19 protein-coding genes are annotated in these 21,839 nt (G+C 65.0%); 9 read left to right on the forward strand and 10 right to left on the reverse strand.

Annotation, left to right across the window (positions count from 1 at the left end; translation table 11 throughout):
- Positions 1 to 182 precede the first annotated feature (182 nt).
- Together F3J43_RS15225 and F3J43_RS15230 are read left to right on the forward strand one after the other, a co-directional pair.
- A complete protein-coding gene (locus tag F3J43_RS15225) occupies positions 183 to 1,199 on the forward strand; it encodes a polyamine ABC transporter substrate-binding protein (protein WP_286184627.1) in 1,017 nt (338 codons plus the stop codon).
- Between the two features lie 177 nt (positions 1,200 to 1,376).
- A complete protein-coding gene (locus tag F3J43_RS15230; protein ID WP_205297884.1) occupies positions 1,377 to 2,222 on the forward strand; it encodes a contractile injection system protein, VgrG/Pvc8 family in 846 nt (281 codons plus the stop codon).
- A 190-nt stretch (positions 2,223 to 2,412) separates the two neighbouring features.
- Here the strand turns inward: F3J43_RS15230 and F3J43_RS15235 are convergent, their stop codons facing one another.
- From F3J43_RS15235 to gloB, 7 genes are all read right to left on the reverse strand, one after another.
- A complete protein-coding gene (locus tag F3J43_RS15235) occupies positions 2,413 to 4,023 on the reverse strand; it encodes an ABC transporter ATP-binding protein (RefSeq protein ID WP_166887926.1) in 1,611 nt (536 codons plus the stop codon).
- A gap of 1 nt (position 4,024) precedes the next feature.
- The gene (locus F3J43_RS15240) at positions 4,025 to 5,044 is read right to left on the reverse strand and encodes an ABC transporter permease (RefSeq protein WP_166887929.1); all 1,020 of its coding nucleotides are present in this window, start codon (positions 5,042 to 5,044) and stop codon (positions 4,025 to 4,027) included.
- Position 5,045: 1 nt separating this feature from the next.
- Positions 5,046 to 6,119, reverse strand: coding sequence for a microcin C ABC transporter permease YejB (locus F3J43_RS15245; RefSeq protein ID WP_166887932.1), 1,074 nt, complete (start codon positions 6,117 to 6,119; stop codon positions 5,046 to 5,048).
- Between the two features lies 1 nt (position 6,120).
- Positions 6,121 to 7,959 carry an extracellular solute-binding protein gene (locus F3J43_RS15250; RefSeq protein WP_166887935.1) on the reverse strand — a complete coding sequence of 613 codons (1,839 nt, stop codon included), beginning with the start codon at positions 7,957 to 7,959 and terminating at the stop codon, positions 6,121 to 6,123.
- Entirely contained in the window at positions 7,956 to 9,788 is a 1,833-nt protein-coding gene (locus F3J43_RS15255; protein ID WP_205297885.1) for an extracellular solute-binding protein, read from the reverse strand. Before F3J43_RS15255 ends, F3J43_RS15250 begins: the two co-directional genes overlap by 4 nt.
- A 132-nt stretch (positions 9,789 to 9,920) precedes the next feature.
- Positions 9,921 to 11,351: a lytic transglycosylase domain-containing protein gene (locus F3J43_RS15260; RefSeq protein ID WP_166887938.1), complete on the reverse strand. Its 1,431-nt coding sequence runs from the start codon at positions 11,349 to 11,351 to the stop codon at positions 9,921 to 9,923.
- A 99-nt stretch (positions 11,352 to 11,450) separates the two neighbouring features.
- Positions 11,451 to 12,230, reverse strand: coding sequence for a hydroxyacylglutathione hydrolase (gloB, locus tag F3J43_RS15265; RefSeq protein ID WP_166887941.1), 780 nt, complete (start codon positions 12,228 to 12,230; stop codon positions 11,451 to 11,453).
- Between the two features lie 85 nt (positions 12,231 to 12,315).
- Between gloB and F3J43_RS15270 the strand changes: the two genes are divergently transcribed.
- The 4 genes from F3J43_RS15270 (at position 12,316) to F3J43_RS15285 (ending at position 16,787) form a co-directional block, all read left to right on the forward strand.
- Positions 12,316 to 13,089: a class I SAM-dependent methyltransferase gene (locus F3J43_RS15270; protein ID WP_166887944.1), complete on the forward strand. Its 774-nt coding sequence runs from the start codon at positions 12,316 to 12,318 to the stop codon at positions 13,087 to 13,089.
- Between the two features lie 13 nt (positions 13,090 to 13,102).
- Entirely contained in the window at positions 13,103 to 13,549 is a 447-nt protein-coding gene (gene rnhA, locus F3J43_RS15275) for a ribonuclease HI (RefSeq protein WP_028690529.1), read from the forward strand.
- A 132-nt stretch (positions 13,550 to 13,681) separates the two neighbouring features.
- On the forward strand, positions 13,682 to 14,437 hold the full coding sequence (gene dnaQ, locus F3J43_RS15280) for a DNA polymerase III subunit epsilon (RefSeq protein ID WP_166887947.1): 756 nt from the start codon (positions 13,682 to 13,684) through the stop codon (positions 14,435 to 14,437).
- 88 nt (positions 14,438 to 14,525) lie between these two features.
- Positions 14,526 to 16,787 (forward strand): Orn/Lys/Arg family decarboxylase, encoded by a 2,262-nt coding sequence (locus tag F3J43_RS15285; protein ID WP_166887950.1) that lies wholly within the window; start codon positions 14,526 to 14,528, stop codon positions 16,785 to 16,787.
- On the opposite strand, the gene F3J43_RS15290 is transcribed toward F3J43_RS15285, so the two are convergent.
- A complete protein-coding gene (locus F3J43_RS15290) occupies positions 16,771 to 16,989 on the reverse strand; it encodes a hypothetical protein (RefSeq protein ID WP_166887953.1) in 219 nt (72 codons plus the stop codon). The two genes, F3J43_RS15285 and F3J43_RS15290, sit on opposite strands and share 17 nt — an antisense overlap.
- 154 nt (positions 16,990 to 17,143) lie before the next feature.
- Here F3J43_RS15290 and F3J43_RS15295 point away from each other — a divergent pair, with 154 nt between their 5' ends.
- A complete protein-coding gene (locus F3J43_RS15295; RefSeq protein ID WP_166887956.1) occupies positions 17,144 to 17,704 on the forward strand; it encodes an NADPH-dependent FMN reductase in 561 nt (186 codons plus the stop codon).
- Positions 17,705 to 17,792: 88 nt separating this feature from the next.
- On the opposite strand, the gene phnX is transcribed toward F3J43_RS15295, so the two are convergent.
- Positions 17,793 to 18,620, reverse strand: coding sequence for a phosphonoacetaldehyde hydrolase (gene phnX / locus F3J43_RS15300; protein ID WP_166887959.1), 828 nt, complete (start codon positions 18,618 to 18,620; stop codon positions 17,793 to 17,795).
- A gap of 34 nt (positions 18,621 to 18,654) precedes the next feature.
- The gene (locus F3J43_RS15305; RefSeq protein ID WP_166887962.1) at positions 18,655 to 19,761 is read right to left on the reverse strand and encodes a 2-aminoethylphosphonate--pyruvate transaminase; all 1,107 of its coding nucleotides are present in this window, start codon (positions 19,759 to 19,761) and stop codon (positions 18,655 to 18,657) included.
- Positions 19,762 to 19,875: 114 nt separating this feature from the next.
- Here F3J43_RS15305 and F3J43_RS15310 point away from each other — a divergent pair, with 114 nt between their 5' ends.
- A complete protein-coding gene (locus F3J43_RS15310; RefSeq protein WP_166887965.1) occupies positions 19,876 to 20,739 on the forward strand; it encodes a LysR substrate-binding domain-containing protein in 864 nt (287 codons plus the stop codon).
- A 57-nt stretch (positions 20,740 to 20,796) separates the two neighbouring features.
- Complete coding sequence (locus tag F3J43_RS15315; RefSeq protein ID WP_166887968.1) at positions 20,797 to 21,819, forward strand: AraC family transcriptional regulator; 1,023 nt, start codon at positions 20,797 to 20,799, stop codon at positions 21,817 to 21,819.
- Positions 21,820 to 21,839 lie beyond the last annotated feature (20 nt).

Consider the following 21,839-nt stretch of genomic DNA (forward strand, 5'->3'; position numbering starts at 1 on the left):
TATTCGTAGGTATTTACTACCCGGACATGCCCGGTATAGTCGCTGTCTGGGTCCAGGAGGGGCCCGACGGTATATCGTTTGGATAAGGATGTTGCATGAGAACGTTGTGTTTGCGAACCCTTTTTTCGGCTTCGCTTCTGTGTGCTGCCATCAGCACGCCAACCCTTGCCGCACAGCCCGGCATGCACTTGTACAACTGGTTCGGCTTGCTCGCGCCGGAGACTCCCAAGGCGTTCGAGCAGGAAACCGGCACCCGGGTGCACATGGATGCGTTCGACAGCGCCGATATCATGCAGAGCAAGGTCATGGCCGGACGCACCGGCTATGACGTAGTGGTGGCGACCTCCAATGTACTGCCCAGCCTGATCCAGGCCGGCGTGCTGCAGCCGCTGGACCGCGAGCAACTGGGCAACCTGTCGCATATCGACCCCGCCATCCTGGCCCAGCTCGCGGTCAACGATCCCGGCAACCGCTATGCCGTGCCTTACCTGTGGGGCACCACTGGCATCGGCTACGATGTCGACAAGGTCCGCGCGGCCCTGGGCGACCAGGCGCCGGTGAACAGCTGGGACCTGATCTTCAAGGAAGAGAACATCAGCAAGTTGAAGTCGTGCGGCGTGGCGATGCTGGACTCACCCAGCGAGATCGTCTCGATCGCCCTCAACTACCTGGGGCTGCCCAGCAACAGCAGCAACCCGGCGGACTACCAGAAGGCGCAAGACCTGTTGATGAAGATCCGTCCGTACGTGCTGTATTTCGATTCTTCGCGCATCGACGCCGACCTGGCCGATGGCAACATCTGTGCCGTGGTGGGTTGGGCCAACGGCGCCTTGGCCGCACAGGCCATCAACGAGAAGAACAACACCGGGCGCAACATCACCTACAGTCTGCCGCGCGAAGGCGCGCTGGTCTGGTCGGAGAACCTGGTGCTGCTCAAGGACGCGCCGCACCCGAAGGAAGGCATGGCGTTCATCAACTACATGATGCGCCCGGAGGTGATCGCCAAGACCTCCAACCACACGCTGTACCCCAACGCCAACAAGGACGCCACCGCGTTCGTCGAACAGGCGCTGCGGGACAATCCGTGGATCTACCCCGACCAGCAGACGGTCGCCACGCTGATACCGCTCGAGCCTTTGCCCTTGAAGCTCGAGCGGATCCGCACGCGGGTCTGGACCAAGGTGAAGAGCGGGGTGTGACCTGGCATGTCGCCCGCAGCCCGATGCAGCGGGCTGCCCGCCGGCCCAGGCCGCAAAGCAACACGATCGCCTCGAGGCGCCGGCTGCCGGCAGGAGCAGGCGATGGTCTCGTGTACCTCAGCCCTCTGTCATGCAGGAGGAGAACAGCGCATGTTCAGCCCAGCCCATAAGACTCACATGAGCCTGACGATAGAAGGCATGGAGCATGGTTTTCAGGTGCTCGCCTATACCGGCGAGGAGATGGCCAACAAGCCTTACTTCTTCAACGTGGAGCTGGCCAGCGAGTGGCCGGAACGCGACCTGCAGCGTTTTTTCGATCGTGAGGCGTACTTCACCTTCGATGCGCGCGGCAATGGCATCCACGGACGGATCTACCATATCGCGGCAAATGGCAAGGGCGCGCGCTCGACACGCTACAAGCTGGCCGTGGTGCCGCACTTGTCCTACTTGCGCCACCGTACCAACCGCAGGATCTACCAACGGCTCTCGGTGCCCAGGATCGTGGCCCTGATACTGGAAGAGCATGGGATCGTGGGCGAGGCCTATCTTTTCGAACTGGGCTCGACCTACGCCGAGCGGGATTACTGCACGCAGTACGATGAAACGGACCTGCACTTCGTCCAGCGCTTGTGTGAAGAGGAGGGTATTCGCTTTTACTTCCGGCACAGTGCCCAAGGCCATGTGCTGGTGTTCGCCGATGGCCAGGCGGTGCTGCCGTGGGGCGTGCTCTATCGCCCGCCGGTGGTGCACAAGAAGCCCCTGGTGCCTGCGAGCCAGGCGGCCGTGGTGATTGCGGTGGAAAGCGGGGAGGGCCGGGGGGATCGACGCCTGGCGCGGGTAGAGGTCCAGTTCCCCTGGGACCCCGATGGCCGGTTCGACGACAAGAGTCGTTGCTGGCTGCCGCTGGCGGCTGACTGGCCGAGTGCGATGCCTTGTCCAAAGGTGGGGATGGCTGTGGAGGTCACGTTCCTCGGACACGACCCCGACCAGCCGGTGGTCAGCGCGAGCCTGGGCGGGCACTGAGCCTTCAGGCTTCGCTGGCAACGCATGGCTTGATCCGCCGCGCGTGCTCGCTCAGGGCCTGGCCATCCAAATCCCCTGCAGGAGCGACCTTGTGTCGCGACACAAGGTCGCTCCTGCAGGCCTCGCGTTTAACTGAAGATCAATGCTTCATCCTATCCCTTCAATTCAGTTGAACAGTGGGAACAGCGCTTCAGGCAACCGATGTCGTGCCCAAAAACGCCGCCTCCAACAACTGCCGCGTATATCCATGCTTGGGCTTATGGAAGATAGCTTCAGCATCCCCCTGTTCCACCACCTGCCCATGCTTGATCACCATCAACTGATGACTCAACGCCTTGACCACCGCCAGGTCATGGCTGATGAACAGATAAGTCAGGTTGTACTTGACCTGCAAATTCCGCAGTAACTCAACCACCTGCCGCTGCACCGTCCGATCCAGCGCAGAGGTCGGCTCATCCAGCAGAATCAACGCCGGCTTCAACACCAACGCCCGAGCAATCGCAATCCGTTGGCGCTGCCCACCAGAAAACTCATGGGGGTAGCGATGCCGCGTCCGGGGATCCAGCCCCACTTCCTCCAACGCCGCGATAATCGCCGCTTCCTGCTCGGCCGGCGTGCCGATCTTGTGAATCCGTAACCCCTCGCCAACGATATCCGCCACGCACATGCGCGGGCTCAGGCTGCCAAAGGGGTCCTGAAACACCACCTGCATCTCCCGCCGCAGCGGCCGTACTTCCTTCTGGTTCAGCCCTTCCAGATTCTGTCCGTGGAAGCGAATCCCACCCTGGCTGGAAATCAACCGCAAGATGGCCAACCCCAAGGTGGACTTGCCCGACCCACTCTCGCCAACGATGCCCAGCGTCTGCCCCTGGGGCAGGCTGAAGTTCACCCCGTCCACGGCCTTCACATGGTCCACGGTCCGGCGCAGCAGCCCCTTCTTGATCGGGAACCACACCTTCAGGTCCTTCACTTCCAGCAATGGCGCGCCTTCGGCATTCGCGGCAGGCGCCCCGCTGGGCTCGGCGTTGATCAGCATCTGCGTATACGGATGCTGCGGCTGGCCGAACAGCGTGGCGCAATCGGCCTGCTCGACGATCTTGCCGCATTGCATCACGCACACGCGGTGGGCAATGCGGCGCACCAGGTTGAGGTCGTGGCTGATCAGCAGCAAGGCCATCCCCAAGCGCGCCTGCAGTTCCCTGAGCAGGTCGAGAATCTTCAGTTGCACGGTCACGTCGAGTGCGGTGGTGGGTTCGTCGGCGATCAGCAGTTCGGGCTCGTTGGCCAGGGCCATGGCGATCATTACCCGCTGGCGCTGACCACCGGACAACTCATGAGGCAGGGCCTTCAAGCGTTTCCTGGGCTCGGGAATGCCGACCAGTTCCAGCAGCTCCAGCGTGCGCGCGGTGGCCGCCTTGCCGGTCAGGCCCTTGTGCAGCAACAGGATCTCGTTGATCTGCTTCTCGATGCTGTGCAGCGGGTTCAGCGAGGTCATCGGCTCCTGGAAGATCATCGCGATGCGGTCGCCGCGAATTCGCTGCATGGGTTTCTCGCCCAGGTGCAGCAGGTCCTTGCCGTCGTACTGGATCGTGCCGGAAGGATGCTGCGCCAGCGGGTAGGGCAGCAGGCGCAGGATCGAGTGGGCGGTCACCGACTTGCCCGAGCCGCTTTCGCCGACCAGGGCCAGGGTTTCGCCCTTGCGGATGTCGAAGCTGATGCCGTCGACCACGCGGTTGACCTGTTCGCCGGTGACGAACTCCACCGCCAGGTCGCGGACTTCGATCAGGGTGTCTTGGCGCATGTCATTTCCTCGGGTCGAAGGCGTCGCGGGCGGATTCGCCGATGAATACCAGCAGGCTCAGCATCACCGCCAGCACGGCGAAGGCGCTGATGCCCAGCCACGGGGCTTGCAGGTTGGACTTGCCCTGGGCCACCAGCTCGCCCAGCGAGGGGGAGCCTGCGGGCAGGCCGAAGCCGAGGAAGTCCAGGGCGGTGAGGGTGCCGATGGCGCCGGTGAGGATGAACGGCATGAAGGTCATGGTCGAGATCATCGCGTTGGGCAGGATATGCCGGAACATGATCGGGCCGTTGCGCATCCCCAGGGCGCGGGCGGCGCGGACGTACTCCAGATTGCGCCCGCGCAGGAACTCGGCGCGCACCACGTCCACCAGGCTCATCCACGAGAACAGCAGCATGATGCCCAGCAGCCACCAGAAGTTGGGCTGCACGAAGCTGGCGAGGATGATCAGCAGGTACAGCACCGGCAGGCCGGACCAGATCTCCAGGAGGCGCTGGCCGACGAGGTCGACCCAGCCGCCGTAGAAGCCCTGCAAGGCCCCGGCGATCACGCCGATGATCGAGCTGGCGATGGTCAGGGTCAGGGCGAACAGCACCGAGATGCGGAAACCGTAGATCACCCGGGCCAGCACGTCGCGGCCCTGGTCGTCGGTACCCAGCAGGTTGTCGGTCGAGGGCGGCGCGGGAGCAGGGACTTTCAGGTCGTAGTTGATGCTCTGGTAGCTGTAGGGGATCGGCGCCCAAAGCACGAAGGCGTCCTTCCTGGCCAGCAGTTCGCGGATGTACGGGCTCTTGTAGTTGGCCTCCAGCGGGAATTCGCCGCCGAAGGTGGTCTCCGGGTAGCGTTTGAACGCCGGGAAGTACCACTGGCCGTCGTAGCGCACGGCAATCGGCTTGTCGTTGGCGATGAACTCGGCGCCCAGGCTCAGGGTGAACAGCACCAGGAAGATCCACAGCGACCACCAGCCGCGGCGGTTGGCCTTGAAGCGCTCGAAACGCCGGCGATTGAGAGGGGAGAGGGCCATGTCAGTGCTCCCGGCTGGCGAAGTCGATGCGCGGATCGACCAGGGTGTAGGTGAGGTCGCCGATCAGCTTCACCACCAGGCCGAGCAGGGTGAAGATGAACAAGGTGCCGAACACCACCGGGTAGTCGCGGTTGATCGCCGCTTCGAAGCTCATCAGGCCCAGGCCGTCGAGGCTGAAGATCACCTCGATCAGCAGGGAACCGGTGAAGAAGATGCCGATGAACGCCGAGGGGAAGCCGGCGATCACCAGCAGCATGGCATTGCGGAACACATGGCCGTAGAGCACGCGGGTACGGCTCAGGCCCTTGGCCTTGGCGGTGACCACGTACTGCTTGTTGATCTCGTCGAGGAAGCTGTTCTTGGTCAGCAGGGTCATGGTGGCGAAGTTGCCGATCACCAGCGCGGTGATCGGCAGCACCAGGTGCCAGAAGTAGTCGAGGATCTTGCCGGTGGTGGACAGCTCGTCGAAGTTGTTGGAGGTCAGCCCGCGCAGCGGGAACCAGTCGAAGTAGCTGCCGCCGGCGAACAGCACGATCAGCAGGATGGCGAACAGGAATGCCGGGATGGCGTAGCCGACGATGATCGCCGAACTGGTCCAGACATCGAAGTGGCTGCCGTGGCGCACGGCCTTGGCGATCCCCAGGGGGATCGACACCAGGTACATGATCAGCGTGCTCCACAACCCCAGCGAGATCGACACGGGCATCTTCTCGGCGATCAGGTCGATGACCTTGGCGTCGCGAAAGAAGCTGTTGCCAAAATCCAGCTGGGCGTAGTTCTTGACCATGATCCATAGCCGTTCCGGCGCCGACTTGTCGAAACCGTACATGTGTTCGATCTCGGCGATCAGCGCCGGGTCCAGGCCTTGGGCGCCGCGGTAGTTGGAGCCGGCCACCGAGACTTCGGCGCCGCCGCCGGCGATACGGCTGGTGGCGCCGTCGAAGCCTTCGAGCTTGGCGATCATCTGCTCCACCGGGCCGCCAGGGGCGGCCTGGACGATGATGAAGTTGATGATCAGGATGCCGAACAGCGTGGGGATGATCAGCAGCAGGCGCCGCAGGATATAGGCCAGCATGTCAGTTGGCCTCTTGCGCTGCGGGGGCTTCGCTCACCGCCGGCGTGACATCGGGCTTGATCCACCAGGTGTCGATGCCGATGTCGTACTTGGGCGATACCGCCGGGTGGCCGATGTGGTTCCAGTAGGCCACGCGCCAGGTCTTGATGTGCCAGTTGGGGATCACGTAGTAGCCCCACTGCAGCACGCGGTCCAGGGCCCGGCAATGGTCGATCAGGCTCTGCCGGGAGTCGGCGTTGATCAACTGCTCCACCAACTGGTCGATGGCCGGATCGCGCAGGCCGATGAAGTTGCGGCTGCCGGGATTGTCGGCGGCGGCGCTGGACCAGAACTCGCGCTGCTCGTTGCCGGGGGAGTTGGACTGCGGGTAGCCGCCGACGATCATGTCGAAGTCGCGCGAGCGCAGGCGGGTGATGTATTGCGACACGTCCACGCGGCGGATTTCGAGGTTGATACCCAGGTCGGCGAGGTTGCGCTTGAACGGCAGCAGCACCCGCTCGAACTGGGTCTGGGCCAGCAGGAACTCGATGGTCAGCGGCTTGCCGTCCTTGTCCACCATCTTGTCGTCGACGATCTTCCAGCCGGCCTCCTGCAGCAGCTTGTAGGCCTGGCGCTGCTGCTCGCGGATCATGCCGCTGCCGTCGGTGACGGGGTTGTGGAAGGCGGCGCTGAATACCTCGTCCGGTACCTTGCCGCGCAGCGGGTCGAGGATTTTCAGCTCGGCAGGGCTGGGCAGGCCGCTGGCGGCCATCTCGGAGTTCTCGAAGTAGCTGCCGGTGCGGATGTAGGCGCCATTGAACAGCTGCTTGTTGGTCCATTCGAAGTCCAGCAGCAGGCTGATGGCGTGGCGCACGCGGATATCCTGGAACATCGGCTTGCGCAGGTTGAAGATGAAGCCCTGCATGCCGACAGGGTTGCCGTTGGGCAGCTCTTCCTTGATCAGCCGGCCGTCGCGCACGGCGGGTACGTCGTAGGCGGTGGCCCAGTTCTTCGCGCTGACCTCCAGGCCATAGTCGAACTGGCCGGCCTTGAGCGCTTCGAGGGCGACGGTGTTGTCGCGGTAGGAATCGAAGGTCATCACGTCGAAGTTGTAGAAGCCACGGTTGATCGGCAGGTCCTTGGCCCAGTAGTCCTTGACCCGCTCGTAGCGGACCGAGCGGCCGGCCTTCACCTCGGCGACCTTGTACGGGCCGCTGCCCAGCGGGATCTCCAGGTTGCCGCGGCTGAACTCGCGGCCTTCGTACCAGTGCTTGGGCAGCACCGGCAACTGGCCGAGGATCAGCGGCAGTTCGCGGTTGTTGCCGTGCTTGAACTTGAACAGCACCTTGAGCGGGTCTTCGGCGACCACCTCGGCGACGTCGGCGTAGTACTGGCGATACAGCGGTGCGCCGTCCTTGAGCAGGGCGTTGAAGGTGAACACCACGTCTTCGGCACGCATCGGCCGGCCGTCGTGGAAGCGTGCCTCGGGGCGCAGGTAGAAGCGCACCCAGCGGTTGTCGGGGGCCTTCTCGATCTTGCCGGCCACCAGGCCGTATTCGGTGAAAGGCTCATCCAGGCTCTGGCGCATCAAGGTGTCGTAGATGGCGCCGATGTTGTCGGCGGGCACGCCCTTGTTGATGAACGGGTTGAGGCTGTCGAAGCCGCCGAAGCTGGACTGGCGGAAGGTGCCGCCCTTGGGGGCGTCGGGGTTGACGTAGTCGAAGTGCTTGAAGCCGGCCGGGTATTTCGGCGCTTCGTCGTAGAGGGTCAGGGCATGCTGCGGGGCGGCCAGCGCCGGGAGCGCGAGGCAGGCGAGCAGCAGGCTGCCGAGCAGTGGGCGCAGGCGGTTGCTTGGCTTCATTGGGCTTTCTCCGAAGTCTGCTTGAGCCACCAGCTGTTCAGCCCGAGGGTGTAGGGCGGCGTGGTGACGAAGGCGAACCGGTTGCGGTAGGCCAGGCGGTGCGTGTCGAGGTACCAGTTGGGGATCATGTAGTTCTGCCAGGACAGCACGCGATCCAGGGCGCGGGCGGCGGCGACCTGGTCGTCACGGCTGCGGGCGGCGAGCAGGGTGTCGAGCAGGTGGTCGACCACTGGGTCCTTGATGCCGGCGTAGTTCTTGCTGCCTTTGATGGCGGCCTGGCTGGAGTGGAAGTACAGCCACTGCTCGAGGCCCGGGCTTAGGGTCTGGTTCAGGGTCATCAGGATCATGTCGAAGTCGAACTGGTCGAGCCGTTGTTTGTACTGGGCCCGGTCGACGGTACGCAAGCGCGCATCGATGCCGATGCTGGCAAGATTTTCGACATAAGGTTGCAGGATGCGTTCGAGGTTGGGGTTCACCAGCAACAGTTCCAGGCGCAGCTGCTGGCCCTTGCTGTCGACCAGGCGCTGGCCGTTGAGCTTCCAGCCGGCCTGGCCGAGCAGGTTCAGGGCCTGGCGCAGGGCCTGGCGGCTGATGCCGCTGCCGTCGGTGTGGCTGACCTGGTAGGGCTGGGTGAACAGCTTTTCCGGCAACTGGTCGCGGAACGGCTTGAGCAGTAGCCACTCCTTGCCGGTGGGCAGGCCGCTGGCGGCGAACTCGCTGTTGGGGTAGTAGCTGCTGGCGCGGCGGTAGGCACCGTTGAACAGGGCGCGGTTGGTCCACTCGAAGTCGAGCATCAGGCCTAGCGCCTGGCGTACTCGCGGGTCGCTGAAAGTGGCGCGGCGGCTGTTCATGAACAGGCCCTGGGTCTGGGTCGGGATCTGGTGGCGGATCTGTGCCTTGATCACCTCGCCGCGGCGCACGGCGGGGAAGTTGTAGCCGTTGGCCCAGTTCTTCGCCTGGTGCTCGATATAGATGTCGAACTCGCCGGCCTTGAACGCTTCGAAGGCCACGGTGGCGTCGCGGTAGAACTCGTACTCGACGCGGTCGAAGTTGTACTTGCCGCGGTTTACCGCCAGGTCCTTGCCCCAGTAGTCCTTCACGCGTTCGAACACCACCCGGCGGCCGGGCTGCACTTCGCTGATGCGGTAGGGGCCGCTGCCCAGCGGTGGTTCGAAGGTAGTGGCCTTGAAGTCGCGCTTTTCCCAGTAGTGTCTGGGCAGCACCGGCATCTCGCCCAGGCGCAGGATCAGCAGCGGGTTGCCGGCACGCTTGAAGACGAAGCGGATGCGTTGCGGACCGAGGATGTCGACCCGCGCCACTTCCTGCAGGTTGGTGCGGTAGATCGGGTGGCCATCCTTGAGCAGGGTGCGGTAGCTGAAGGCGACATCGGCGGCGGTGATGGGCACGCCGTCATGGAAGCGCGCTTCGGGGCGTAGGTTGAACACCACCCAGCTGCGGTCCTCGCTGTACTCGACGGAACGGGCGATCAGGCCGTAGCTGGAGGTGGGCTCGTCGCCGGAGGGGTCGTACATGCCGGTGCCGACCATCAGCGGTTCGTTGAACTCGTTGATGCCGTACTGCAGGAAGTTGGGCGTGGTGACCGGGCTCGAACCCTTGAAGGTGTAGGGGTTGAGCGTGTCGAAGGTGCCGAAGGCCATCGCTCGCAAGGTGCCGCCCTTGGGCGCTTGCGGATTGACCCAGTCGAAGTGGGTGAAGCTGGCTGGATACTTGAGCATGCCGAACTGCGCGTATCCGTGGCTTTCGCTCACCATCGCGACGGCGGGGAAGCTCAAGGCCAGGCTGAGTGACAGCAGGAGGGGACGTATCAAGTCGGCATCCGATCCAGGGGGCGTTGGGCTTGGTTCGGGCTACAGTAACAGCTTGTCTGGAATGGAAAAAGGGTGCGATTCGGTCGGATGGATGTGGCTGATTGGGGCTGCCAGGCAGCCCCGGAACTCACATCAGTGCGACAGGTAGACGGTCAGGGTCTGCCCTGGCTTGAGCGCGTGTCCGCTGCGCGGGTTCCAGCGCTTGAGGTGCTTCATCTCGACATTGAAACGCTTGGCCACCAGGTAATAGGAATCACCCTTGCGCACCTTGTACTGGGTAGAGCGCTGCTTGGCCTCGGCCACGCGGTTGGCTGCCGCGCTCGGTGCATTGCCGCCGCGCAGGGCCAGCACCTGGCCGACCTTGAGGCTGTTGCCGGAGAGGCGGTTCCAGCGCTGGATATCCTTGACCGCGACGCGGTTGGCCTTGGCGATGCTGCCGAGGTTGTCGCCGCGCTTGACCCGGTAGCTGCGCGCCGCCGGTGCCTTGGTCTCGGCCAGGGCGGCCTGGAACACGGCCTTGTTCGGTTGCAGGCTGACCAGTTCCTCGGGCTTGAGGTTGGACATGCGGTCGCTGAGCAGCTGCGCCTTGGCGGTCGGTACCAGCAGTTGCTTGGGGCCGTCCACGGTCATGCGCTTCTTGAACGCCGGGTTGAGCTGGATCAGCTCGTCCTCGTCGATGTCGGCGAAGGCCGCGACCCGCGACAGGTCGAGGCGCTCGTTGATGGCGACGGCCTCGAAGTACGGCTCGTTGGCGATCGGGTTGAGGTTGACGCCGTAGGCGTCCGGAGTGTTGACCACCTGCGACAGGGCCAGCAGCTTGGGCACATAGTCGCGGGTTTCCTGCGGCAGCGGCAGGTTCCAGTAGTCGGTCGGCAGGCCGAGACGCTCGTTGCGCTCGATGGCACGGCTGACGGTGCCTTCGCCGGCGTTGTACGCGGCCAGGGCCAGCAGCCAGTCGCCGTTGAACATGTCGTGCAGGCGGTTCAGGTAGTCCAGCGCGGCGTTGGTCGACGCGGTGATATCGCGGCGGCCATCGTAGAAGTGGGTCTGGCGCAGGTTAAAGTGGCGCCCGGTGGACGGGATGAACTGCCACATGCCGGCAGCGTGCGCGCGGGAGTAGGCCATCGGGTTGTAGGCGCTCTCGATGGCCGGCAGCAGCGCGAGCTCCAGCGGCATGTCACGCTCTTCGAGGCGTTCGACGATGTAGTGCAGGTAGAGGCTGCCGCGTTCGCCGGCGTTCTCGAGGAACGACGGGTTGCTGGCGAACCACAGGCGCTGCTGTTCGATGCGTGGGTTGACGTCGATGCCGTCCTGCAGGGCAAAGCCCTGGCGCATGCGCTCCCAGACATCCTGGGGTGGTGCCTGCTCCTTGTGCTTGACCATCAGCGGGGCGGGCTTGTGCTTGATCCGCGCCTGATAGTTGTGCGCGCGAACGCTGTCGGATTCGTCGAGCTGACGGGTGCTCTGGCAGCCGACCAGGGTGGCGGCCAGCGCCAGCGCACTGATTTGTGCCAGTCGCGTCAGGGCGACCGAATGAGCGGTTCTGCGGCTACGGGAAGACATCGGCGGGGACGGTTATCCGGGCAAAAATTTCGGCGATTCTAGAAACCGGTCCCGGCCGGGTCAACCTTTACGGCTAGAGTGCGATATATCTTGGGGTTATCAGAACACGTCCTTCCAAGACCTCAAGGCAGCAAAAACAGCGGCTTGGCTGGTGTTCGAATGCCCCTTCCATTCGTCTGCTTTTTGTTTAACGGATATTTCAGCAGTGCGCAGGAAGGGGTTGGTGAGGCGCTCCAGGCCGATGTTCGACGGCAGGCTGATGCGATTGTCGGCGCGCAGGCGGGTAACGTCCTCGAAGCGCCGGCGAACAGGCTCGCTGTCCGGCTCCACGGCACGGGCGAAGCGCAGGTTGCTCAGGGTGTATTCGTGGGTGCAGTACACCAGGGTTTCGGCGGGCAGCGCGGCCAGGCGCTGCAGTGACTGGTGCATTTGTTCCGGGGTGCCCTCGAACAGGCGCCCGCAACCGGCGGCGAACAGGGTGTCGCCACTGAACAGTAGCGGCGTGGGCGATTGCGCAGTGTAATAGGCGATGTGCCCGAGGGTATGGCCGGGCATGGCCATGACCTGGAACTCCAGGCCCAACACCTGCAGCGTGGCGTTGTCCTCCAGGGCCAGGTCGCGGGCCGGGATGCGCTCGTGGGCCGGGCCGCAGACCCGGGCGCCGCTGGCGGCCTTGAGTGCCTCGACGCCGCCGACGTGGTCATGGTGGTGATGCGTCACCAGGATGTCCGCCAGCACCCAGCCGGGGTGGGCGCCGAGCCAGGCGAGCACCGGCGCGGCGTCGCCGGGGTCGACCACCGCGCAGCGGCGGTTGGCAGTATCCTGTAACAACCAGATGTAGTTGTCGGAGAAAGCGGGTAGGGCATCGATCTGTATCATGGTGCGGATCCGTATCGCCAAGCCTGGATATTGAAGGCATCTTAGCCGCGATGGCGCGGGCGGAGAACCTTCGAGGGAGAACGCAATGACCGACCAAGCCTTCGCCCAGGCCGACCCCGAATGGGTCGAGCTGATCCGCCTGGCCCGCGACTGGTTCAACGGCCCGCTCGGGCAATTGATGCTCAAGGAAGAAGAACTGCTGCTCGGCGAGGAGCTGGGACGCTTCTTCGGTGGCTACCTGGTGCACTACGGTCCGTGCGCCGAACCCCCGCCCAAGGCCACGCAGGTACAGCGCAACGTGCGCCTGGGCGCGCCGCTGCCCGGGGTGGAGATCGTCTGCGAGGAGCAGGCCTGGCCGTTGTCGGAGCACGCCGCCGACGTGGTGGTGCTGCAGCATGGCCTGGACTTCAGCCTGTCGCCCCATGGCCTGCTGCGCGAGGCGGCCAGCGCGGTGCGTCCGGGCGGTCACCTGCTGATCGTCGGCATCAACCCCTGGAGTGGCTGGGGCCTGCGCCATTTCTTCGGCCAGGGTGCCTTGCGCAAGGCACGCTGCATCTCGCCGTCGCGGGTTGGCGACTGGCTCAACCTGCTGGGCTTCGCGCTGGAGAAACGCCGCTTCGGGTGCTATCGTCCGCCGCTTGCCTCACCGGCCTGGCAGCAGCGCCTGGCTGGCTGGGAGCGGGTGGCGGGCGGCTGGCAGACGGCCGGCGGCGGTGTCTACCTGCTGGTGGCGCGCAAGATGGTGGTGGGCCTGCGGCCCCTGCGTCTGGAGCGCCGCGAGCCGATGGGCAAGCTGCTGCCGCTGCCGTTGGCCAAGGTCAACCGCAACGCCCCCCATCCGGAATCCGAAAAGCACTGAACACGAGTGGTACATGAGCGATAGCGTCGAGATCTACACCGATGGTGCCTGCAAGGGCAATCCTGGCCCGGGCGGCTGGGGCGTCCTGATGGTTTTCAAGGGCGTCGAGAAGGAACTGTGGGGCGGCGAGCGCGAGACCACCAACAACCGCATGGAACTGATGGCCGCGATCGAGGGGCTCAAGGCGCTCAAGCGCGAGTGCGAGGTGGTCCTGACCACCGACTCCCAGTACGTGATGAAGGGCATCAACGAGTGGATGACCAACTGGAAGAAGCGTGGCTGGAAGACCGCCGCCAAGGAACCGGTGAAGAACGCCGACCTGTGGATGGCCCTCGATGAGCAGGTCAACCGGCACAAGGTGACCTGGAAGTGGGTGCGCGGGCATATCGGCCACCCGGGCAACGAACGCGCCGACCAGCTGGCCAATCGTGGTGTCGACGAGGTCCGCGCGCAGCGCTGAGGCACCGTTCAACTGCGCCCTCTACTGTGGCCTTCGCGCAAGTGGGCCTGCCCCGCGATGGCCGCATAACGCCCGGGCTTGGGTTATACTCCCGCCCCGTCCTTACAAGCCCTGCCAGTTGGAGTCCCCCGCGTGGAACAGCAGCAAGACCAGCGCCTGGTCATTCTCGATACCGAAACCACCGGTATGCCGGTGGGCGAAGGCCACCGCATCATCGAGATCGGTTGCGTCGAGGTCATGGGCCGGCGCCTGACCGGTCGGCACTTCCACGTCTACCTGCAGCCTGACCGCGAGAGTGACGAGGGTGCCATCGGCGTCCACGGCATCACCGACGCCTTCCTGATCGGCAAGCCGCGTTTCGCCGACGTGGCCGAGGAGTTCTACGACTTCATCCAGGGCGCCACCCTGGTCATCCACAACGCGGCGTTCGACGTTGGCTTCATCAACAACGAGTTCGCCCTGCTGGGCCAGCACGACCGCGCCGATATCTCGCAGCACTGCAGCATCCTCGACACCCTGATGATGGCGCGCTCACGCCATCCGGGGCAGCGCAACAGCCTCGACGCCCTGTGCAAACGCTACGGCATCGACAACTCCGGCCGTGAGCTACACGGCGCACTGCTCGACTCGGAACTGCTGGCCGACGTCTACCTGGCGATGACTGGCGGCCAGACCAGCTTGTCGCTGGCCGGCGACGGCGCCGGTGGCGAAGAGGGGCAGGGCGGCACCGGCAGTGAGATCCGTCGTATCGCCGGGCGCGCGCCGGGACGGGTGATCATGGCCAGTGCCGAAGAGCTGGAGGCCCATGCCGAGCGTCTGGCGGCCATCGCCAAGTCGGCGGGTGGGCCGTCGCTGTGGCAGGCACTGACCGAGACATCCGCCAACTGAGGCGTCTGCCATAGCGCCCAATCGAGGGGCTTGCCCCGCGATTGCATCGACTACCCTGAGGGAAATTACCCGCAGAGGTAGCCGCCCGATGTACAAGGACCTCAAGTTCCCGATCCTCATCGTCCATCGCGCGATCAAGGCCGACAGCGTCGCCGGCGAGCGGGTGCGTGGCATCGCCGATGAGCTGGCCCAGGACGGCTTTGCCATCATCAAGGCCGCCGACCACGCCGAGGCACGCCTGGTGGCCGCTACCCACCACGGCCTGGCCTGCATGCTGATTGCCGCCGAGGGTGCCGGCGAAAACAGCCACCTGCTGCAGAACATGGCCGAGCTGATCCGCCTGGCCCGCCTGCGTGCGCCAAATCTGCCGATCTTTGCCCTGGGCGAGCAGGTCACCCTGGAGAATGCGCCGGCCGAGGCGATGAGCGAACTCAACCAGTTGCGCGGCATCCTCTACCTGTTCGAAGACACCGTGCCGTTCCTCGCCCGGCAAGTGGCACGGGCCGCGCACATCTACCTCGAAGACCTGCTGCCGCCGTTCTTCAAGGCCTTGGTGCAACACACCGCGCAATCCAACTATTCCTGGCACACGCCGGGCCACGGCGGTGGTGTGGCCTACCGCAAGAGCCCAGTGGGCCAGGCTTTCCACCAGTTCTTCGGCGAGAACACCTTGCGCTCGGACCTGTCGGTCTCGGTGCCGGAGCTGGGTTCGCTGCTCGACCACACCGGACCGCTGGCCCAGGCCGAGGCGCGGGCGGCGCGCAATTTCGGCGCCGACCACACCTTCTTCGTCATCAACGGTACCTCAACTGCCAACAAGATCGTCTGGCATGCCATGGTCGGTCGCGACGACCTGGTGCTGGTGGACCGCAACTGCCACAAGTCGGTGGTCCACGCGATCATCATGACCGGAGCCATCCCGATCTACCTGTGCCCCGAGCGCAACGAACTGGGCATCATCGGGCCGATCCCGCTCAGCGAGTTCAGCTCGGCGTCGATCCAGGCGAAGATCCAGGCCAACCCGCTGGCCCAGGGGCGGGCGGAGAAGATCCGCCTGGCGGTGGTGACCAATTCGACTTACGACGGTCTGTGCTACCACGCCGGGCAGATCAAGCAGATGCTCGGCGCCAGCGTCGAGGTGCTGCACTTCGACGAGGCCTGGTTCGCCTATGCCGCCTTCCACGACTTTTTCAGCGGACGCTACGCCATGGGCACGCCGCGCACGGCGGACAGCCCGCTGCTGTTCGCCACCCATTCCACCCACAAGCTGCTGGCGGCCTTCAGCCAGGCCTCGATGATCCACGTGCAGGACGGCGCGCTGCGCCAGCTGGATCGCGACCGCTTCAACGAAGCTTTCATGATGCACATCTCCACCTCGCCGCAATACAGCATCCTCGCCTCGCTGGACGTGGCCTCGAGCATGATGGAGGGGCCGGCGGGGCGTTCGCTGCTGCAGGAGATGTTCGACGAGGCGCTGAGTTTTCGTCGTGCCCTGGCCAACCTGCGTGAAAGCATTGCCCCCGACGACTGGTGGTTCAGCATCTGGCAACCGCCCATGGCCGAAGGCGCCCAGACCCTGGAGGCAGCAGACTGGCTACTGCGACCGGGGGCAGCGTGGCATGGCTTCGGCGAGATCAGCGACGACTATGTGCTGCTCGACCCGCTCAAGGTCACCCTGGTGATGCCGGGGCTCGATGCCGGCGGGGTGCTGGGCGAGTGCGGCATTCCGGCGGCGGTGGTCGGCAAGTTCCTCTGGGAGCGCGGGCTGGTGGTGGAGAAGACCGGGCTGTACAGCTTCCTGGTGCTGTTCTCGATGGGCATCACCAAGGGCAAGTGGAGCACGCTGTTGACCGAGTTGCTGGAGTTCAAGCGCCACTACGATGGCAACACGGCGTTGCGCGAGTGCCTGCCCAGCGTGGTCGCCGAACAGCCGTCACGCTATCACGGGCTGGGCTTGCGCGACTTGTGCGAGCAGTTGCACGGCTGCTATCGCGCCAATGCCACGGCCAAGCAGCTCAAGCGCCTGTTCACGCGCCTGCCGGAGGTGGCCATGAGTCCGGCTCGGGCCTATGACCAGATGGTGCGTGGTGAAGTGGAGGCGGTGCCGATCGAGCAACTGCTGGGTCGGGTCTCGGCGGTGATGCTGGTGCCTTACCCGCCGGGTATTCCATTGATCATGCCGGGTGAGCGCTTCACCGAGGCGACCCGTTCGATCCTCGACTACCTGGCGTTCGCCCGGGCCTTCGACCAGGGCTTTGCAGGTTTCGTCGCCGATGTGCACGGGCTGCAGCGCGAGGACCTTGGCCAAGGGCCGGTCTACACGGTCGACTGCGTCAGGGAATGCGGATGATCTCGACGCCGGTCTGGGCCAGCTCGAAACGGTTGTCGCCGAGGTGATTGACCCGATCGCCGATGGCCAGGCGGTAGGTGGTGATGGGCGAGCCCTGGGTGCTGCCGTCGGCCTGGAGCGTCGACTCCTGGAACTCGTGAACCGGGTAGATACGGCCTTCGGCATCGCGGGCGTGGAATTGGCCGACCATTACTGCTGCCATTTTCGGGGGAAACCTCTGAAACGTGTGGGAAATGTCTGTACCCATAGACCAGCGAAACGCCTGGGAAGTTTTCCGCCCGATGGAAAAAAATCAGGGGGACGAGGAACGGTCATCTATAACTAGTTACGTCCCTTTTTCCAGCAGAGGTAGTGCCATGAGCCAGGTCTATTCGGTAGCGGTCGTCGTCGGCAGCTTGCGCAAGGACTCCTACAACCGCAAGGTCGCCCGTGCGCTGGCGGAGCTGGCGCCGTCCAGCCTTGCCTTGAAGATCGTCGAGATCGGCGACTTGCCGCTCTATAACGAAGACCTCGAGACCGCTGCGCCGCCTGAGGCGTGGAAGCGTTTTCGCGACGAGATCCGGCGCAGTGACGCAGTGCTGTTCGTCACCCCGGAGTACAACCGTTCGGTGCCGGGCGGGCTGAAGAACGCCATCGATGTCGGTTCGCGGCCTTATGGGCAGAGCGTCTGGAGTGGCAAGCCGGCAGCGGTGGCCAGTGTGTCGCCGGGGGCGATCGGCGGCTTCGGCGCCAACCATGCCGTGCGCCAGTCGCTGGTGTTTCTCGACATGCCTTGCCTGCAGATGCCCGAGGTCTACCTCGGCGGGGCGGCGGCGTTGTTCGATGAATCGGGCAAGCTGAGCGAGAAGACCCGGCCGTTCCTGCAGGGATTCATCGACAAGTTCGCCTCGTGGGTGAAGTTGAACAGGGCGGTCTGAGCCGCAAAACATCGCGGGGCAAGCCCGCCCCACGCCAGCGTGCACTGGCCTGTATGGGGGCGGGCGGGCCCCGCGATGGAACCTGCTGTCAGACGCTCTGCGGCATCTCGCCCTTGGCCAGGCGCCGGTTGATATCGGCGATCACCTCGGGCAGTTCGTTGATGGTGTCGATCAGGTAGTGCGGGCGGGATCCGGCGAACAGCGTGTGAATACGCTTGCGCTCGCTTTCCAGCTTCTCTGCGCTCAAGGCGCGATAGCCTTCCCAGGTCAGTCCCAGGGCATTGCCCGAGCACACCAGGGCCACGGTCCACATCCCGGCACGACGACCTTCGAGGATACCCGGCACGGTGTCGTCGACTTTCACGCAGGCCGCCACATCGTCGATGCCCAGGGCGATCACGTTGGCCAGGGCCTGGGCCGGCCACGGGCGGCCGTTCGGGGTTTCGTCGGTGGCCACCACATGATCGGCGACGTAGCCGTTCTGCGCCGCCAGTTCCACCACCTTGTCCATCACCACTTTCGGGTAGCCCGAGCACGAGCCGATCTTCAGGCCGTCCTGGCGCAGCCCGGTCAGGGTGTCCAGCGCGCCGGGGATCAGCGCCGAGTGCACGGCGATCTTCTCGATCTGCAACGGCATGAAGCGCTCGTAGATGGCGGTGACGTCGTCGTCGCTGGGCGTGCGGCCGAACACCTTGCGATAACGCTCGGCGATCTCCGGCACGTCGCACAGGGTGCGGATGTGGTCCCACTTGCCCATGCCCATCGGGCCACGGGCCTCTTCGATGGACACCTGCACGTCGAACTCGGCGAAGGCCTCGACGAAGATCTGCGTGGGGGCGAAGGAGCCGAAGTCGACCACGGTGCCGGCCCAGTCGAGGATGGCGGCTTGCAGCTGGGTGGGGTTGCTGTAGTTCATGTGCGCGTTTTCCTTGAGTTCGGTGGGCAGAGGGTCAGATGTCCAGCACTTCCATTTCCCGCAGCACGTCGGCCACGGCATTCACGGCGGCCTGCATGCCCGCTGCGCCCACCACGCCGATGCAGCCGACGCGGAAGGTCTCGACCTGGGTCAGCTTGCCCGGATAGAGGATGAAGCCCTTGGCCTTGACCCGCTCGTAGAAGTCCTTGAACTGGTAGCGCGGATCCTTCGGGGCGTGGAAGGTGACGATGATCGGCGCCTGGATCTCGGCGGGCAGGAAACTGCGCAGGCCGAGCTTGGCCATGCCGTCGAGCAGGGTCTTGCAGTTGTCGGCATAGCGTTGGTGGCGTGCCGGCAGTCCGCCTTCCTCGTTGTATTGCAGCAGCGCTTCGTGCAGGGCGGCGACCACGTGGGTCGGCGGCGTGAAGCGCCACTGGCCGGTCTTGGCCATGTAGGCGTGCTGGTCCTGCAGGTCCATGGCCAGCGAGTGGGCGTTGCCTTCGGCGGCGGCCAGGGCGGTTTTCTCGGCGAAGACGAAGCCCATGCCGGGCACGCCTTCCAGGCATTTACCCGAGGCGGCGATCAGTGCTTCGAAGGGGACCTGCCGGGCATCGATCGGCAGTGCGCCGAACGAGCTCATGGCGTCGATGATCAGCCGCTTGCCGTGACGCTTGATCACCTGGGCGATCTCCGGCAGTGGGTTGAGGATGCCGGTACTGGTCTCGCAGTGGATCAGTGCCACGTGGGTCACGGCAGGGTCGGCGGCCAGCAGGCGGTCGACGTCGGCGGCGGTGGTCGGCTGGTCCTCGGCGGTCTCGAAGGTGCTGTAGGCGCGGCCCAGTACTTTGCAGATCTTCGCCAGGCGCTGGCCGTAGGCGCCGTTGATCAGCACCAGGACCTTGCCGTCGCGGGGTACCAGGGTACCGATGGCGGCTTCCACGGCGAAGGTGCCGCTGCCCTGCAGCGGCACGCAGTGGTGGCTGGCGGCGCCGTCGATGATCGCCAGCAGTTGCTCGCACAGGCTGGCAGTCAGCTGGTTGAAGTCGCGGTCCCAGGAGCCCCAGTCCACAAGCATGGCCTGGCGGGTGCGCAGCGAAGTGGTCAGGGGACCGGGGGTCAGCAGGATCGGGGCGTTGCTCATTCCGTGGTTCCTCACAGGCGGTGGGCTGGAAAACTATGGGGCCTAGGTTGCAATTCGCGGATGCATCAATCAAATTGTTTGTCGTTATGCCAGCCATAAGTAAGGCCGATATATATGAACCTGTTCCAGCTCAGAGCCTTCGATGCCGTCGCCCGCGAGGGCAGCTTCACTCGCGCCGCCGAGCGCCTGTTCATCAGCCAGCCGGCGGTGACCGGGCATGTCAAGGCGCTGGAGGAGCACTACCAGATCACCTTGTTGCGGCGTACCGCGCGGCGGGTCGAGCTGACCGAGGAGGGCACGCGCCTGGCGGCCATCACCCGGGCGATGTTCAGTCTGGCCGAGGAGGCCCAGGTCATGCTCGAGGCCAACCGGCAGTTGCTCACCGGGCGCCTCGAGGTGGCCGCCGACGGGCCGCACCGGGTGATGCCGATGCTGGCGTTGTTGCGCGAGCGCTATCCGGGCATCACCGTCAACCTGCGCCTGGGCAATGCCCAGGAGACCTTGGTCGCGTTGCTGTCCGAGCATGCCGACGTGGCGGTGCTGACCGAGATCGAGCCACGCAAGGGCCTGCATTTGCAGAGTCTGTGCGAGTCGCGCCTGTGTGCCTTGCTACCGGCGGGACATCCCTGGGCTGGCGCTGTCGGCGACCTGTCGCTGGCCGAGCTGGACAAGCAGATCATGGTGCTGCGCGAACCCAGCTCGACCACCCGGCGTACCTTCGACAAGGCCTGCACGGAGGGTGGGGTGCAACCGCGGGTGCTGCTGGAGCTGGACAGCCGCGAGGCGGTCACCGAGGCGGTGGCGGCCGAGTTGGGTATTGGAGTGGTCTCTTCCACCGAAGTGGCGCATGACCCGCGAGTGGTGGCGCGGCCGTTGAGCGGCGCGGGGCTGGTCAACCAGCATATGGTCGGCTGCCTGGAGCGCCGCCGGGAGCTGCGCCTGATCCAGGCGTTCCTGGGGCTGGCGGCTGGTCTGTGATGGCTGTTTTGAATGGAGCGGCCTAAGATGGCCGGCACTGCACCGACAGGACCGTCGATGAGCGAGAAAGACACCATTTCCATGCAACTGGTGCGCGAGGCGCTGTTGCAGACCTGCCCGGCCGGCGAGCCCGACGTCGGCCTGCTGGCCCGCGCCGGCATTGCCGTCGAGCACTTGCACCGGCCCGAGGCGCGGGTCAGTGCCGCGTCCTATGCCCGGCTCTGGCGCCTGTTGGCGCGGCGCTGCAACGACGAGTTCTTTGCCATGGACCCGCGCGGCCTGCGCAGCGGCAGCCTGGCGTTCCTGTGCCGGGCGAGCATGGCCCAGCCGACCCTGGGCGCCGGGTTGGAAACCGCGCTGGCGTTTCTGTCGCTGATGCTCGATGACCTGCAGCCGGGCCTGGTGCGCCAGGAAGGTCTGGCCGAGATCGTCATCAACGAGCCCCGCGACGAGCCGCGTCGCGCTTTCACCTACTTCACCTTCTGGATGATCGTGCACGGCGTTGCGTGCTGGCTGGCCGGTCGACGCATCCCGATCCTGGCCATCGACCTGCGCTGCGCCGAGCCGCCGTTCTGCGATGACTACCGGGTGATGTTCTCGGAAAACCTGCAGTTCGAGCGTCCGTGCACGCGCATGATTATCGCTGCCGAGTCCCTGGACCTGCCGTTGCGACGCAGCGAGGAGGAGCTGCAGCGCTTTCTCGCCGAAGCGCCGGGCAACATTCTGGTTCGCTACCGCGACCCGGCCAGTCTTGGCCGGCGCATCCGTACCGACCTGCTGCGTCTGGATCCGGCGCTGTGGCCCGACGGCGACAGCCTGGCCCGCCAGCTGTGTTTGTCACCCTCGACCTTGCGCCGGCGCCTGGCCGAGGAGGGACAGACCTACCAGGGACTCAAGGACAGCGTACGGCGCGAGCTGGCCATCGCCTGGCTCAGTCACGCTGAACCTGCGATGGGTGAGATCGCCGAGCGCCTGGGGTTCGCCGACAGCAGCTCGTTCTACAAGGCCTTTCGCAAATGGTTCGGCTGCAATCCCGGGCACTACCGTGCGCTGATCCTGGCGCGTGAAGGTGGCCACTGACGGTTTGCCCAAGGCGCGTT

This window comes from Pantoea sp. Cy-639 (assembly GCF_011752525.1).
Lineage (GTDB): Bacteria > Pseudomonadota > Gammaproteobacteria > Pseudomonadales > Pseudomonadaceae > Aquipseudomonas.